General features: G+C 67.2%; 13 protein-coding genes. 10 read left to right on the forward strand and 3 right to left on the reverse strand.

All coding sequences use genetic code 11. The features are described 5' to 3' along the window. Positions 1-3: 3 nt before the first annotated feature. Genes HV786_RS05130 through HV786_RS05165 form a run of 8 tightly spaced genes read left to right on the forward strand, consistent with a single transcriptional unit; the run spans position 4 to position 7,709 of the window. Positions 4-873 carry an ABC transporter permease subunit gene (locus HV786_RS05130; protein ID WP_056325781.1) on the forward strand — a complete coding sequence of 290 codons (870 nt, stop codon included), beginning with the start codon at positions 4-6 and terminating at the stop codon, positions 871-873. Continuing rightward, a complete protein-coding gene (locus HV786_RS05135) occupies positions 873-1,865 on the forward strand; it encodes an ABC transporter permease subunit (RefSeq protein ID WP_175210205.1) in 993 nt (330 codons plus the stop codon). The genes HV786_RS05130 and HV786_RS05135 overlap by 1 nt, the downstream gene beginning before the upstream one ends. Then, positions 1,862-2,596, forward strand: coding sequence for an ATP-binding cassette domain-containing protein (locus HV786_RS05140; protein WP_128830198.1), 735 nt, complete (start codon positions 1,862-1,864; stop codon positions 2,594-2,596). The genes HV786_RS05135 and HV786_RS05140 overlap by 4 nt, the downstream gene beginning before the upstream one ends. Next, on the forward strand, positions 2,580-3,284 hold the full coding sequence (locus tag HV786_RS05145) for an ABC transporter ATP-binding protein (RefSeq protein WP_128830197.1): 705 nt from the start codon (positions 2,580-2,582) through the stop codon (positions 3,282-3,284). The genes HV786_RS05140 and HV786_RS05145 overlap by 17 nt, the downstream gene beginning before the upstream one ends. Before the next feature lie 13 nt (positions 3,285-3,297). Continuing rightward, complete coding sequence (locus tag HV786_RS05150) at positions 3,298-4,809, forward strand: amidase (RefSeq protein WP_128830196.1); 1,512 nt, start codon at positions 3,298-3,300, stop codon at positions 4,807-4,809. Next, positions 4,806-5,945, forward strand: a complete 1,140-nt coding sequence (locus HV786_RS05155) for a transporter substrate-binding domain-containing protein (protein WP_128830195.1) — start codon at positions 4,806-4,808, stop codon at positions 5,943-5,945. Before HV786_RS05150 ends, HV786_RS05155 begins: the two co-directional genes overlap by 4 nt. Next, a complete protein-coding gene (locus tag HV786_RS05160; protein WP_056325766.1) occupies positions 5,942-6,550 on the forward strand; it encodes an ANTAR domain-containing response regulator in 609 nt (202 codons plus the stop codon). The genes HV786_RS05155 and HV786_RS05160 overlap by 4 nt, the downstream gene beginning before the upstream one ends. A gap of 4 nt (positions 6,551-6,554) precedes the next feature. Next, positions 6,555-7,709 (forward strand): iron-containing alcohol dehydrogenase, encoded by a 1,155-nt coding sequence (locus tag HV786_RS05165; RefSeq protein ID WP_062839648.1) that lies wholly within the window; start codon positions 6,555-6,557, stop codon positions 7,707-7,709. Between the two features lie 25 nt (positions 7,710-7,734). Here the strand turns inward: HV786_RS05165 and HV786_RS05170 are convergent, their stop codons facing one another. Next, complete coding sequence (locus tag HV786_RS05170) at positions 7,735-9,057, reverse strand: PepSY-associated TM helix domain-containing protein (RefSeq protein WP_420809625.1); 1,323 nt, start codon at positions 9,055-9,057, stop codon at positions 7,735-7,737. A 133-nt stretch (positions 9,058-9,190) separates the two neighbouring features. Here HV786_RS05170 and HV786_RS05175 point away from each other — a divergent pair, with 133 nt between their 5' ends. Together HV786_RS05175 and HV786_RS05180 are read left to right on the forward strand one after the other, a co-directional pair. Beyond that, positions 9,191-11,290 carry a TonB-dependent siderophore receptor gene (locus tag HV786_RS05175; protein ID WP_128830163.1) on the forward strand — a complete coding sequence of 700 codons (2,100 nt, stop codon included), beginning with the start codon at positions 9,191-9,193 and terminating at the stop codon, positions 11,288-11,290. A 179-nt stretch (positions 11,291-11,469) separates the two neighbouring features. Further along, positions 11,470-12,684, forward strand: a complete 1,215-nt coding sequence (locus HV786_RS05180) for a benzoate/H(+) symporter BenE family transporter (protein WP_128830164.1) — start codon at positions 11,470-11,472, stop codon at positions 12,682-12,684. Here HV786_RS05180 and pdxR read toward each other — a convergent pair. After that, positions 12,673-14,169, reverse strand: coding sequence for a MocR-like pyridoxine biosynthesis transcription factor PdxR (gene pdxR, locus HV786_RS05185; RefSeq protein ID WP_175210209.1), 1,497 nt, complete (start codon positions 14,167-14,169; stop codon positions 12,673-12,675). The genes HV786_RS05180 and pdxR overlap by 12 nt on opposite strands. Positions 14,170-14,197: 28 nt before the next feature. Beyond that, the gene (locus HV786_RS05190; protein WP_175210211.1) at positions 14,198-14,806 is read right to left on the reverse strand and encodes a hypothetical protein; all 609 of its coding nucleotides are present in this window, start codon (positions 14,804-14,806) and stop codon (positions 14,198-14,200) included. Position 14,807: the final 1 nt, after the last annotated feature.

The raw sequence follows: 14,807 nt of genomic DNA on the forward strand, positions 1-14,807 counted from the left end.
TCCATGGATCTCGTTGCCATTTATGCCATCGATATCCTGGGTGCGATCGCCATCCTGGCGCTGTTGAGCGTCGGGTTGGCGGTGGTGTTCGGGATGATGAAGATCATCAACCTCGCCCACGGCGAGTTCATGATGCTGGGCGGCTACGTCGCCATCCTTGCCACCAACCAGTGGGGCGTGCCGATCTGGATCTCCATGCTGGTGCTGGCCCCCTTGATCGTCGGCGTCTTCGGCGTGCTGGTCGAGCACCTGCTGGTGCGCCATCTGTACGGCCGCATGATCGACACCATGCTGGCGACCTGGGGACTGTCGCTGGCCGTCATCGGCCTGGCCACGATGGTCTTTGGCAACACCACGGTCGGCATTTCCTCGCCCCTGGGCGGCATCACGATCGGCGCGCGCCAGGCAAGCGGCTACACGCTCTTTCTGATTGCGCTGGCCGCCGGCGTCATGGTGGCGCTGTGGTGCCTATTGCGCTTTACCGATTTCGGCCTGCGCGCCCGCGCCTGCATGCAGAACGCCGCGATGGCCAATGCGCTGGGCATGAACCCCAATGGCGTCTACAAGATGACCTTCGGTCTGGGCGCCGCCTTGTCCGGTCTGGCGGGCGCCGTGCTCGCCCCGCTGACCGGCGTCATCCCGACCATCGGCGCGGCCTATATCGCCAAGGCCTTCATCACCGTCATCAGCGGCGGCAGCGCCGTCATCGCCGGCACGGTAAGCGCATCGGGATTTTTCGGCGCCATCAGCCAGGGCGTGACCTTTCTTGCCACGCCGGTTTACGGCCAGGTGGCCTTGCTGCTGGCCGCCATCGTGCTGATCCGTCTGCTGCCGCAAGGCATCACCGGCCGATTCTTCAAGCGAGCGATCTGATGCGTGTACCTGTGATTTCTCTGGCGCTGGGCGCCGCGGCCGTCGCCGCCGCGATCCTGTTGCCCACCGTCGTCGACATGTTCAGCCTCTTGTCCATGACGGTCTACCTCGTCATGGCGTTGCTGGCCCTGAGCCTGGCGTTCGTCTGGGGGCACGGCGGCATCCTGTGCTTCGGGCAGGCCGCCTTCTTTGGCCTGGGCGCCTACGCCTGGGCGATCGGCGCCTTCAACTTCGGCCCCGGCCTTGCCGCTATGGCCCTGGCGGTCGCCGTGCCGGCAGCCTTTGCCGCCCTGCTGGGCTACTTCATGTTCTACGGCAAGATCAGCGACGTCTATCTGGGCGTCATCACGCTGGCCGTGACCTTGATCCTGTTCAACCTGATGAATTCGACCTCGGGCGACAGCTATCGCATCGGCCAGGCGCTGCTGGGCGGATTCAATGGCATTCCGTCCATTCCGCCGCTGACGCTGCCGGGCGCGGCCGAACCCCTGTCGCCCGAAGGCACGTTCACGCTGGCCGCGCTGATCCTGATCGCGGCGTACTTCGGCCTGCGCGCCGTCATGGCCTCGCGCTTTGGCCGCGTGGTCGCCGCCGTCCGTGAAAACGAGCAGCGCGCGCTGCTGCTGGGCTACAACGCCAGCCTGTACAAGCTGGCCGCGTTCACGCTGGGCGGCGCGCTGGCTGGCCTTGCCGGCATGCTCTACGCCAACTGGGGCGCCTTCGTCAGCCCTGGCGTGTTCGGCCTGTCGCAGTCGGCGCAGATCATCATCTGGGTGATCGTCGGCGGCCGGGGCACGTTGATCGGCCCCATCATCGCCTGCGTGGCGCTGCAAGCCATGGTCACGCAACTGGGCGCGCAGCACACCGTCGACACCGGCCTGGTGCTGGGCGTCATCCTGATTCTCTTCGTTCTGTTGATCCCGCGCGGCCTGGCCCCGACGGTGCTCGACGCGTGCCGCCGCATGGTGCGGCCGGCCAAGGAGCAAACATGAGCACGCTGCTGTTGGAAACCCAGGGCCTGGGCGTGAGCTTCGGTGGCGTGCACGCCGTCAGAGAGGTCGATTTCCGGCTGGAACGCGGTGAAGTGCGCTGCCTGATCGGCCCCAACGGCGCCGGCAAAAGCACGTTCTTCAAGATGCTGTCGGGCCAGTTGCAGCCCAGCCGCGGCGAGATCCGCTTCAAGGGGCGCCCCCTGCGCGGGCTGGCCACGCACGAAGTGGCGCGTTTGGGCATCGGCATCAAGACCCAGGTGCCCAGCGTTTTCGAAGGGTTGGACGTGCGCGAGAACCTGCGCCTGGCCGCGGCGCGGCGCGCGCAGGGCGTGCCGGACGAGATCGCCGCCCAGGTGCTGGCGGAAATCGGCCTGGACGCGGTGGCCGGCACGCCGGTCAACGCGCTGGCCCACGGCCAACGGCAATGGGTCGAGCTTGGCATGATCCTGGCGTCACGGCCCGAGCTGGTGCTGCTGGACGAACCGGCAGCCGGCATGACGCACCAGGAGGTGCGCAAGACAGCCGACCTGATTGGCGCCATCAACCGCCACAGCACCGTGGTCGTGGTCGAGCACGACATGGCCTTTATCCGGCTGATCGCCGGCCGCATCACGGTCTTCAACCAGGGCGAAGTGCTGGCCGAAGGCAGCTTCGACGACATCATGGCGCATGCCGAAGTGCGTGCCGCCTATCTGGGCAAGCAAGGAGAGACACATGCTCCAGGCGCGTGACCTGAAGGCCGGGTACGGCCGCATCCCGGTGCTGCATGGCGTGAGCTTCAGCATGGCCGCCGGGGAATTCACCGGCATCCTGGGCCGCAACGGCATGGGCAAGACCACGTTGTTGCGCACATTGATGGGCGAGCTGCCGCTCACCGGCGGCGACCTGACGCTGGCCGACCGGAAGATCGGCGCGCTTGCCCCGCATGCGCGCGCGCGCCAGGGCCTGGGCTTCGTGCCGCAAGGCCGGCAGATCTTCCCCGCGCTGAGCGTGGCTGAAAACCTGCGCATGGGCTGCGTGAAGAACCTGCGCGGCGCCGATGCCATGATCGCCTCGGTGTTGAAGGTCTTTCCGCGTCTGCAAAGGCTGCTCGATCGTCCCGGCGGCAGCCTGTCGGGCGGCGAACAGCAATTGCTGGCGCTGGCCCGCTGCCTGTGCGGCGAACCCAAGCTGATGCTGCTGGACGAACCCACCGAAGGCATCCAGCCGTCTATCTGCGATGAGATCGTCGAGGCCTTGCAGACGCTGCGCGCCTCGCATGGCATCGCCATCCTGCTGGTCGAACAGGACATCGACTTCCTGTGCGCGCTGTCCGACCGCATCCTGGTGCTGGAAAAAGGCGAGCTGATCGCCGACGTTCCCACCGCCACCACCACACCCCAAGAGATCGCCCGGCGTTACGGCGGTCTGCAATCCTGATACGGAATCCGAGATGTCCCTTCCCCGTCCCACCCTGGAAGCGCTGGATCAGGCCGCGCGCCGCATCGGCCTGAATCTGGACGATGCCACGCTGCACGCCTACGGCAGCATTCTGGAGGCCACGTTTGCCGAATACGATCAGGTCGATGCGCTGATCGATCAGCCGCCGGTGGTGCGCTATCCGCGCACGCCCGGCGTGCAGCCCGAAGACAACCCGCTCAACGCCTGGTATGTGCGCACCGAGATCGACGGCCGCCCCGGCGGTCCGCTGGCGGGCAAGCGCGTGGTGCTCAAGGACAACGTCTGCCTGGCCGGCGTGCCCATGATGAACGGCGCGGCCACGCTGCGCGGCTACGTGCCCGACCAGGACGCCACCGTCGCCACGCGTATTCTGGATGCCGGCGGCCGCATTGTCGGCAAGGCCCATTGCGAGTACTTCTGCGTGTCCGGCAGCAGCCATACCAATGCCGCGGGCCCGGTGCGCAACCCGCGCAACCCCGAGCACTCTGCCGGCGGCTCGTCCTCGGGCGCGGCGGCCCTGGTCGGCGCCGGCGAAGCCGACATGGCCATCGGCACGGACCAGGGCGGGTCGGTGCGCATTCCGGCGGCCTACTCCGGCATCTACGGCATGAAGCCCACCCACGGCCTCATTCCCTATACCGGCATCATGCCGATCGAAATGACGCTGGACCACGCCGGCATCATGACCGCCAATGTGGCTGACAACGCCTTGCTGCTGGACGCCATCGCCGGCGCCGACGGACTGGACCCGCGCCAGCAAGGCCTGCCCGCCAAGCGCCCGTCCTACCGCGACGCGTTGGACATGCCGCTCAAGGGGTTGCGCGTTGGCGTCGTGCCCGAGGGCTTTGGCTGGGCAAACAGTGAAAGCGAGGTGGACGAAGCGGTGCGCAAGGCAGCCCGGGAGATGGCCGCGCTGGGCGCCGACGTCATCGAGCTGCCGGTGCCCCTGCACCGCAAGGGCCATGCCATCTGGACGCCGATCGCGGTCGAGGGCACCACCCAGCAGATGAAAGGCTTCAATTACGGCACCAACTGGAAGGGCCTGTACGTGACCGGCCTGATGCAGGCGCAACGCCACTGGCGCGACCACGCCGACGAGTTCCCGCACGACGTCAAGACCTGCCTGCTGGCCGGCGAATACTTCTACGCGCGCTACGGCGGCCAGTACTATGGCAAGGCGCAAAACCTCGCGCGCCGCCTGCGCCAGGCCTATGATCAGGCTTTGGACCGCGTCGACCTGCTGTTGATGCCGACCGTGCCCATGCGCGCGCCCCGTCTCATCGATGCCGGCGCGGCCCCGGACCTCTTCGTGACCCGCGCCCTTGAAATGAACGCCAATACCGCGCCCTTCGACGTCACCGGCCATCCGGCCATCTCCGTGCCCTGCGCCCTGCGCGACGGCCTGCCCGTCGGGATGATGCTGGTGGGCCGCCATTTCGACGAAACGACGCTGTATCGCGCCGCCCATGCTTTCGAGCAATCGCTCGACTGGACATCGCTGTGACCGCCACCACCGGCCATCGGGTCGGCCTGCTGTTCTCGCACGAGAGCTTGACGGCGGCCACCGAGATCACCCAGGAAAACGCCACGCTGCTGGCCATCGACGAGGTCAATGCCGCCGGCGGCATCGGCGGGGTGCCTCTGGTTCCTGTCAGCGCACGCGTGGGCGCCCAGCCGGCCGACTATCGCCAAGCCGCCGAATGGCTCTGCGACCGCGAGCGCGTGCCGCTGATCTTCGGCACCCATATGTCCAGCACCCGCAAGGCCGTGCTGCCGGTCGTCGAAAGCCGCCGCGCGCTGCTGTTCTACGCCACGCTCTACGAGGGTTTCGAGTACTCGCCCTATTGCTTCTACGGCGGCTCGGTGCCCAACCAGAACTCGGTGCAGCTGGCCAGTTACGTGATCCGCCACTTCGGCAACCGCGTGCTCTTCATTGGCGGCCAGTACGTCTACCCGCGCGAGTCGAACCGCATCATGCGCGAGCTCTACGAGCAGGCGGGCGGCGAAGTGGTCGACGAGGTCTACCTGCCGCTGAACGCGCCCCAGGAAGACCTGGCCGATGTCCTTAAGCGCGCCGTGGCGTTGCGTCCGGACGCCATCTACTCGACCATGGTCGGCCGGGACATCGTCAAGCTGTACCGCGCGTACCGCGAGCTGGGCCTGGACCCGGCGCGCATGCCCATCGTCAGCCTTGCCACCAACGAGACCGACGTGGCAGCGCTTACCGCTGAAGAAGCCGAAGGCCACATCACGGCCGCGCCCTACTTCGCGTCCCTGGACACTGCGCCCAGCCGCCGGTTCGCCCAGGCCTACCATGCGCGCTTCGGCGAAGACAGCCCGATCACGGCAGGCGCCGAAGCCGCCTACTCCCAGGTCCATCTCGTGGCCGACGCCGCGCGCCGCGCGGGCGGTCTGGCCGTGCCCGACCTGGTTCAGGCCCTGGACGGCGCCCAGTTCGAAGCGCCCCAAGGCCTGGTCACCATCGATGGCGACACGCAGCACACCTCGCTCTGGCCGCGCATCGCGCGCATCGATGCGCAGCGCCAGTTCAAGATCATCTACGCCGCGCGGGCCGCGGTGCGGCCGGTGCCGTACCTCGTGGACCACGCGCTCGACCCCGAGGCCCTGGCGCTACCGTGACCGCCTCCCTGACCCGGCCCGGCCGCAGCACCACGGCGCTGCGCGAACTGAACGGCCTGCGCGTGCTGGTCCTGCACCCGCAGGATGCCGAATCGCGTCTGTTGATGTCGCATCTGAAACGCATCGGCTGCGTGCCGACCCAGCAATGGCCGCTGCCCGATACGCTCTGCACCGATACCGACGTGGTCGTTCTGCCCATCGAAGAAGACTATCGCGACGCCATCCAGAAGCTGGCCGATGGCCTGAATGCGCTGAGCCCGCCGCTGGTCGGCATCGTCGAGTACGAGAACCCTGCCACGCTGCAACTGGTGCTGCATAGCGGATGCACCGGCGTCATCGAACGGCCGATCCGCCCTTTTGGCCTGCTGACCCAGCTGCTGCTGGCGCGCACCGCCTGGCGCCAGCAGGCCGCCACGATGGCACACATGCGCAAGCTCGAAGGGCGTTACGCCGCGGTCAGCAAGGTCGCCACCGCCAAGACGCTGCTGATCGCGCGCGAAGGCATCACCGAAAACGAGGCGCACCGCCGAATCCAGGGGCGCGCCATGGCCACGCGATCGTCGCTCGAAGACGTGGCGCAAACCATCATCAACGAATTCTCCTGATCCCATGTCCGCCTTTTCATTTCAGACCGTCCCCCACATTCTTGTCGAACCGGGCCTGGCTCGCCGCCTGGGCGCCCTGCTGCGCGAGCGCCACGCCGGCGCGCGCGCGGTGCTCGTCACCGACAACTTCCTGAACCGCAGCGGCGCGCTGCAACCGGCGCTGGACAGCCTGGCCGCCAGCGGCTGGCAGACGCTGGTGATCGACGATGTGGTCGCCGACCCGCCCGAAGCCGTCGTCCAGGCGGCCGCCGAACGCGCCCGTGCGTTCGACGCCGACGTGGTGATCGGCTTTGGCGGCGGTTCGTCCATGGACGTGGCCAAGCTGGTGGCGTTGTTGTGCAAGAGCGATCAGCCGCTGGCCGCCATGTACGGCGTCAACCAGGTGCAAGGCCAGCGCTTGCCGCTGATTCAGGTGCCGACAACGGCCGGCACAGGCTCGGAAGTCACGCCGATCTCGATCGTGACCACGGGCGCCACCACCAAGAGCGGCGTGGTCGCGCCGCAACTCTATGCCGACGCGGCCTTTCTGGATGCCGAACTGACGGTCGGCCTGCCGCCAGCGGCCACGGCCGCCACCGGCGTGGACGCAATGGTGCACGCCATCGAGGCCTACACCAGCAAACGCCTGAAGAATCCGCTGTCCGATCACCTGGCCATCCTGGCGTTGAAGCTGCTGTCCGCCAACCTGATCACCGTTTGCCGCGACGGCGCCAATCTGCAGGCGCGCTCGGACATGCTGCTGGGCGCGATGCTGGCCGGTCAGGCATTCGCCAATGCGCCCGTCGGTGGCGTGCACGCGCTGGCCTACCCCATCGGCGGCATATTCCATGTGCCGCATGGCCTGTCGAACGCGCTGGTGCTTCCCGCCGTGCTGCACTTCAATGCGCAGGCCGCGGCGCCTCTCTACGCGGAACTGGGGCGGGCGGTGGGCTTGCCGCCGGCCGCGGATGACGCCAGCGGCGCGGCCGCCTTCATCGCCTTCCTGGAAGACCTGATCCGCCAGGCCGAGTTGCCGAAGGGGCTGCGCGCCGTGGGCATCTCGGAAGCCGACTTGCCCACGCTGGCAAGCGCCGCCATGGCGCAGCAGCGCCTGTTGATGAACAACCCGCTGCCGATTGATGAGGCCCAGGCGCTGGACATTTACCGCGCCGCCTACTGAACTGCCTGCCGCGCGGCCCTTGACGTCATTTCAGCGCCTGGATGAGCACGAGCGCGAGCCACATGCCGAGCAGGCCGCCGGCCAGCCAGCGCCACCGGCCCATTCGGCGCCACGCGGCCGCCCAGGCAGACGGGTCGCGGGAATGCGGTGCGCCGGCCGGGGCACCGCGGCGCTTGAGCGCGGTGCGCGCCGACTCGGCGATGCGGATGCCGTAGAGATACGCGCCGGTCAGGGATAGCGTGGTCAACAGTATTCCGAAAAAGCACCACAACGCCCGCACCGGCCAGCCGCCGAACGTGCCGAAATGGATGGGGTCGGCCGCCTCGCCGACGCGCTGGTGAACACTCATGTCCTGCCCGTCGTTGCGTCCCAGGATGGCGCCCGAGGCGATCTCCACGCCGATGACGTTGGCGCGCTCACGCAACAGCCATCCGTTTGCCTGCCCTTCCAACAGCAGCGCCTTCCCATTTGGGCTTGGCCGCACGCTGGAGATCTTCAGATCGGGCCACGCCGCCTGCGCGGCAGAAATCGCCCTGTCCACGTCCTGGGCGGCCAGCGGCGCGTGCGTGGCCGCGCCCTTGAGCTGCACGATCGCCGGCGGGAGCGGCGCCTTCGCCCCCAGTGATTCGACCAGATACCAAAAGGCGGTCAAGCCGATGAGCAACATGAACCCGAGGCTCCAGACGCCCGCCAGGCGATGCACGTCGCCCCACGTCAGTCGCGGTTTGCCCTTGCGTGGCCAGGCCAGAAATCCGCGCCACCAACGCTTGTAGATGTAAAGACTGCTGACCACCATCAACAAGAGCGGAATCGACAGAAGGGCGACCAATGGCACGCCATATTTCGGGGGCAGCATGAGGTTGCGATGCGTGTCCCGCAGCCATCGCTGCGCGCTCCACCACGACGATTGCCCGGTCACTTTCGCGGTATGCGGATTCACCCACACCCGCAACAACTCACCATTGTCCCGACGCATCAGCGCTTCGGCGGCAAAGCGCTCGCCGTGTGGCGCGGCCAGGCTGCGCAGGCGCAAACCAGGGTGCTCCCGCTGCGCAGCCGCCAGCATTTCTCCCCAACTGGCCTGGCGGTCCTGGGGTGTCACGCGCATGGCGGGTTCGATCAGCCAATCGATCTCGGTCGCCACCACCGCCAGCGTCCCCGTACAGAAAATGAAGCTGAGCAGAAGGCATAGATTCATGCCAATCCAGCTATGCAGATCGAACCAAAGCCGGCGGGCGGACGAACGCGTCTTGGCTGCGGCAAGCGTGCCAGCGGAAGATTCAAGCGAAGACGGCATGGGACATGAACGTGATGTAAAGCGACACAAGGACGAAATTTTCGGGCGCATTGCCGCGCCCAACGCGCATTGTAGTGCTTATAATTAATCGTTGTTATTCTCATTCGCAAAGCGCGTTGATCATCGATCAAGCGTGCCGCCGCGCATGCATACCCACCGCTTCTCCTGCGCCCGCCGTCCTTCCATGCCCTTGAATTCCTATTCGGCACTGGCCGCCGCCATCGTGCTGGCCGCCCCCTTTGCCGCTGTCGCTCAGACTGCCGATTCCCCCGTGCAACTGCCCGCCGTGCGCGTCACCGGCGACGATGACGCCGGCCAGGACGGACTCTTCAACCCGGTCGCGCCGCCCGCCGTCAACAAGTCGTCCGTTCCCCTGTCCAAGACGCCGCAGTCGATCACCGTCGTGCCCCGCTCGGTTCTGGACGCGCAGCAGGCGCAGACCCTGGCCGACGCGTTGCATAACGTGCCCGGTGTGGTCGCAAATCAGTTTGGCCGCCGCGGCTGGGACGACCTCATCATCCGCGGCCAGGTCGCCTCGGATTCCCTGTTTCTGGACGGACTGCGCACGGCGGCAAGCAACCGCGTCGCCGAACAGCTGTTCGGTGTGGAGCAAGTGGAAGTGCTGAAGGGGCCGGCCTCGCTGCTTTACGGCCAGGTCCTTCCCGGGGGCCTGGTCAACATGGTCAGCAAGCGCCCGCGCGCCGAAACCTTCGCCGAAGCGGCCACCACGCTGGGCAGCCACGATTTCCGGCAGGCCACGCTGGACATGGGCACCCCGCTGTCGGACAACGGCAAGGCGGCGTTTCGCGTCAATGGCCTGGCCATGAATTCGAATGACGAAACCGACCACGTGTGGTTCAAGAATCGATTCATCGCCCCGTCGCTGTCGCTGGATCTGGGTCCGCGCACGGATTTCACCATCCTGACCAGCTACCAGGAACGCCGCTACATCCGCCAGCAGGGACTGCCGATCGTCGGGACGGTCCAGTCCAACCCCAATGGCGCCATCCCCCGGGACCGCTTCACCGGCGAGCCCGGCCAGGACCCCTATCGCGGCTACCAGAGCCGCGTGGGTTACGCGCTGACGCACCGCTTCGACAATGGCTGGACGGTCAACCAGAACGCGCGTTGGCAGTCGTTCACGCTCAACGGCCAACTGGTCGCCAATGGCCTGCTGCGCGCCGACAATCGGACGCTGCGGCGCACCGCCACGGACCAGCACTGGGACGGCGACACGATCACGCTGGACACCAACGCGCAGCGCAGATTCGAAACGGGATTCGGCGCCCACGACATCACGGTCGGCGTGGATTACCTGCGCACCCGCGAAAACAGCCTGTCGTACAACTGCTCGGTGCGGGATCTGGACGTCTACCAGCCGGTTTACGGCAGCCCCATCAACTGCCCGGCCAATCCGCGCACCGACAGCAGCACCACCGTGCGCGCGATCGGCGTGTATGCCCGCGATCAGATCGCCCTGGGCGAACGGTGGAACGCGGTCTTCGGCCTGCGCCATGACACCGCCAGCACCTATTCGACCGACCATCTCACGCAAGCCCGCGAGGACAGCAGCGATAACGCCATCACCGGCTCGGGCGCGCTGATGTACGAGATCCTGCCTGGCGTGCGGCCCTATATCAGCTACGCCACGTCGTTCTATCCCAACAGCGGCACCAACGTCGACGGCAACACCTTCAAGCCCGAAAGCGGCAGGCAATGGGAAGCCGGCGTGAAGATCGATCTTGACGACGGCGCCACCAGCATCACGGTGGCCGCGTTCGACCTGGAGCGGCGCAACGTCCTGCAGGCGGACCCGGTGAATGACGGCTACAGCATCGCGGTCGGCAAGCAGCGCACACGCGGCGCGGAACTGGGGTGGGCGTCGGACCTGGGCAATGGCCTGAGCCTCATGGGCGGCTACGCCTATCTATCGGCCGTGGTCGTGGACGATGGCGGCCAAGTGCCCTCCACCAACAACACCCGGCTCAACAGCGTGCCGCGGCACAGCTTCAACGTGACGGCGCGCTATCGGATGCAGGGCAGCCTGGCCGGCTGGGAGCTGACGGGCGGCCTTCGTGCAGAAGGAAGCCGCTATACCTACGGCTACGACATTCCCGGATATCTGGTGGCCGATGCGGGCGTGGCCTATGACGCGGGGCGTTGGCGGGCGGCCCTGACCATGAACAACCTGTTCGACAAACAGTATTACGCGGGCGGCGTGCGCAACGCCGTCGCGCTGGGGGATGGACGCACCACGTTGGTCAGCCTGGCCTTGCGCTACTGAAGCGACGCCCCTGCCGGCAAGGGAACGACCGACCGAAGAATAGCGTAGTCGCCACCGAAAGGCCCAAAGCGGTCTGCCCGTTCTACCGCATGTGGCGGGTATCAACGTACCGCGTTCCTCATAGACTCCCCGTTCAAGTCCGGCCTGCGGCCGGGCGCCTCTTGAATGCGGAGCCACTCATGACAGCACCTCGGGCGGGTCTCAGACCCGCCGACTTCCTATCCCCCACCGTCGCAGCCCTGATCTCGGTCCTGGTGAACTACGGCGGCACCTTCGTCCTGGTGTTCCAGGCGGCCGAGCTGGCCCGGTTGTCGCCGGCGCAAACCACCTCCTGGGTATGGGCGGTTTCCGTCGGGGTGGGCGTGACCGGCGCGCTGCTGAGCTGGCGCTACAAGGCGCCGATCATCACGGCGTGGTCCACGCCCGGCGTCGCGTTCCTGGCAACCGTCATGCCATTCACGCCTTATGGCGAAGTCATCGGCGCGTACATGCTTTCGGCGATGGGCTTCATCGCGCTGGGGCTGTCGGGCGCTTTTGAAAAGCTTGTGCGCAGGATCCCGGGCGGCATTGCCGCCGGCCTGCTGGCGGGCATCCTGCTGCAGTTCGGCGTCAATGCCTTCGGCGGCGCCAGCGCCGACCCCCTGCTGGTGATCGTGCTGGTGATCTCCTACGCGCTGCTCAAGCGCTTTACCTCGCGCTTTGCCGTGGTCGGCATCCTGGCCATCGGTCTCGGACTGCTCATCGTGCAAGGCCGCATCGACTTCTCGGCCGTCCATCTGCGCCTGGCGGCGCCCGTGTTCGAAATGCCCAGCTTCTCGTTGCAGGCCTTGCTGGGCGTCGCGCTGCCCCTTTTCATCATCACACTCACGGGCCAGTACATGCCCGGCATGCTGGTGCTGCGCAACGACGGCTACCGGACCAGCGCGAATCCGATCCTGACCGTGACGGGGCTGGGTTCGCTCGTCATGGCGCCCTTTGGCGCGCACGCGTTCAATGTCGCGGCGATCACCGCGGCCATCTGCACCGGCAAGGATGCCCATGAAGATCCCGCCAAGCGATACATCGCAGGTCTGGCCTGCGGCGTGTTCTACATTCTGGTGGGCACGTTCGGCGTCACGTTGGCGACGCTGTTCATGGTGCTGCCCAAGGCCTTCATCACCACGCTGGCCGGGCTTGCGCTGCTTGGCGCCATCGGCGGCAGCCTGGCCAACGCCATGGCCGACGCACGCACCCGGGAAACGGCGCTCATCACGTTCCTGGCCACCGCCGCAAACGTGACCTTGCTGGGCGTGGGCGGCGCATTCTGGGGACTGGTGGCCGGCCTGACCGCGCACCTGCTGATGCATGGCGGCCGGGCCTTCATTCTGACCCGTGAAGGCCGGTCAGGCGCTTGACAACGCGTTCGCCAGACGCAGCACGGCGTCCTCGATCTCGTAGGCCGTCAGCGACGCGTAGCCCAACAGCCAGCCGGGCTGCTTGAACTCGCCGGCATACAGCCGGCTCAGTCCGGGCAGGCGCAGACCGGCGCGCTCTGCCAGACGGAGGGTCTTTTCCTCGGTCCAGCCCGGCTGGAGCAGGCATGGAATCTGCAAGCCGCCCGGCGGACGCACGGCCTGCACGACGCCGCCCAGCCGCTTTACCAGCGACGCCAGCAGCACTTCGCGGCGTCCCGCGTACAGCTTGCGCATCGCCCGCACGTGCGTATGGTAATGACCGTCTTCCATGAAACGGGCCAGCGTCAGTTGCAGTATCTGCGGGGTGTGCCCGTCCATGATGCTGCGCGCCCGTGAAAAGGCGTCGACCAGTTCCAGCGGCAGCGCCATGTATCCCATCCGGAGGCCGGGATACAGCGTCTTGCTGAAGGTGCCCAGGTACAAGGTGCGTTGATGCCGGTCCAGGCCCTGCACACAAGCGGTCGGCAACCCGTCGTAGTGGAATTCGCTGTCGTAGTCGTCCTCGATGATCCACTTGCCATGGCTTGCGGCCCAACCGATCAGCGCCAGCCTGCGTTCCAGCGATAACGTCACACCGGTCGGATACTGGTGCGACGGCGTCACGTAGACGCAACTGGCGCCGCTGCGGTCCGCGTGCAAGAGGTCCGTGCGTATGCCCTGCGCATCGACGTCGATGGGTACGATCCGCGTCTCCGCGGCTTCGAACGCCTTGCGAGCGCCGAAGTAGCCGGGATTCTCCATGAGGATGGGCTTGTCTGCGTCCGCCAGCAGTTGCGCGCACAGAAAGAGCGCTTGCCGGGTGCTGCTCAGCACCAGCACCTGCTCAGGCAACACCTTGGCGCCACGCTCCAGGTTCAGGTAGGCCGCGATCGCGCGGCGCAGCGGTTCTGCGCCCTGCGGGTCGCCATGCAGCAGCACGTGGGCGCGGCTGTCCTTCATGACCTGGCGCTGCAGGCGCTCCCAGACACCGGTGGGAAACGTGCGCGTCTCGGGCAGTCCGGTGGCGAACGCCCTGATGACCTGCTGATCGGAAACGCCGCCGCTCTCCAGGATCGCCCGCCCGCGCCGGCTCAGGCCTGTCCCGGGCTGCGCCGCGCCCGGCTTGCGCTCCGGCGTTGCCCGCTTGCGCGTCGCGCCCCGGAGCTCGATGCCCACCGTCTCGGACACATAGCTGCCCGAACCCTCGCGGCGCACGATGTAACCGTCGCGGTGCAGCTGCACATAGGCATTCTCGACGGTGTCGCGCGACACGCCCAGCGACTTGGCCAGGCCGCGCGTCGCGGGCAGCTTGACCCCCGGGCCCAGCGCGCCGTCCAGGATCAGCGCGCGCAGCGCCCGCTGGATGCGCTGATGCAGGTCCAATCGCTGGAGCGCCGCCTCGCTCATCCGAATCTTGAGCGTGTCCAGCTGAAATGTCGTTGCCATGGGGTCGCGTAACGGTCTGCCGCCGCCCTCAGCCCCGCTTGCCAAACAGCAGGGCCAGGCCGAACACCGCGCCAAGCCCGCCCACCACCGCCAGCGAGATCGACGGTTCGCGCAGGTTCAGCGCCATGATGGCCGAGCCCGCGCCCAGGGCCGTGATCACGCCGCCCACCAGACGCCCGCCCGTCGATCCGTAGAAATGCGTGCGGCGCGCGGCCGCCGTGCCCGCCGGCTGCCGCGCCTGCCACGCGGCCAGCGCCGCTTCAAATTCGCGCAGCAGCTTTTCGCGGCTGGGCAGGTCCGCCGGGCTGACCAGCAGCGTGGGAAGGCCGGGGCGGACCAGTTTCAGGTAGTCGTCCGTGCCCCAACTGCTCAGGTCGGCAAAGGCGATGGGCGACCGGCGCGAAAACTCCAGGCCATCCGGCGTCACCCTGACGGCGTTGCGCGTGGGAAAGCCCTTGAACGCCACCAGCGGCGGCACCAGCAGGCCCAGCACGGCCAGCGCCGCGCCCAACCCGATCGGCCCCCGGTTCAGCACCACCAGCATGAAGCTGCCCGCCGCCAGCACGAACGCCAACGGCACCGACAACTGATGCCATCGCGTGTACACCGCCGCCTGGATCCCTTCACTGCTTTTCATG

The organism is Achromobacter mucicolens (assembly GCF_902859725.1).
In the GTDB taxonomy this organism is placed as follows: Bacteria; Pseudomonadota; Gammaproteobacteria; order Burkholderiales; family Burkholderiaceae_B; genus Achromobacter; species Achromobacter mucicolens.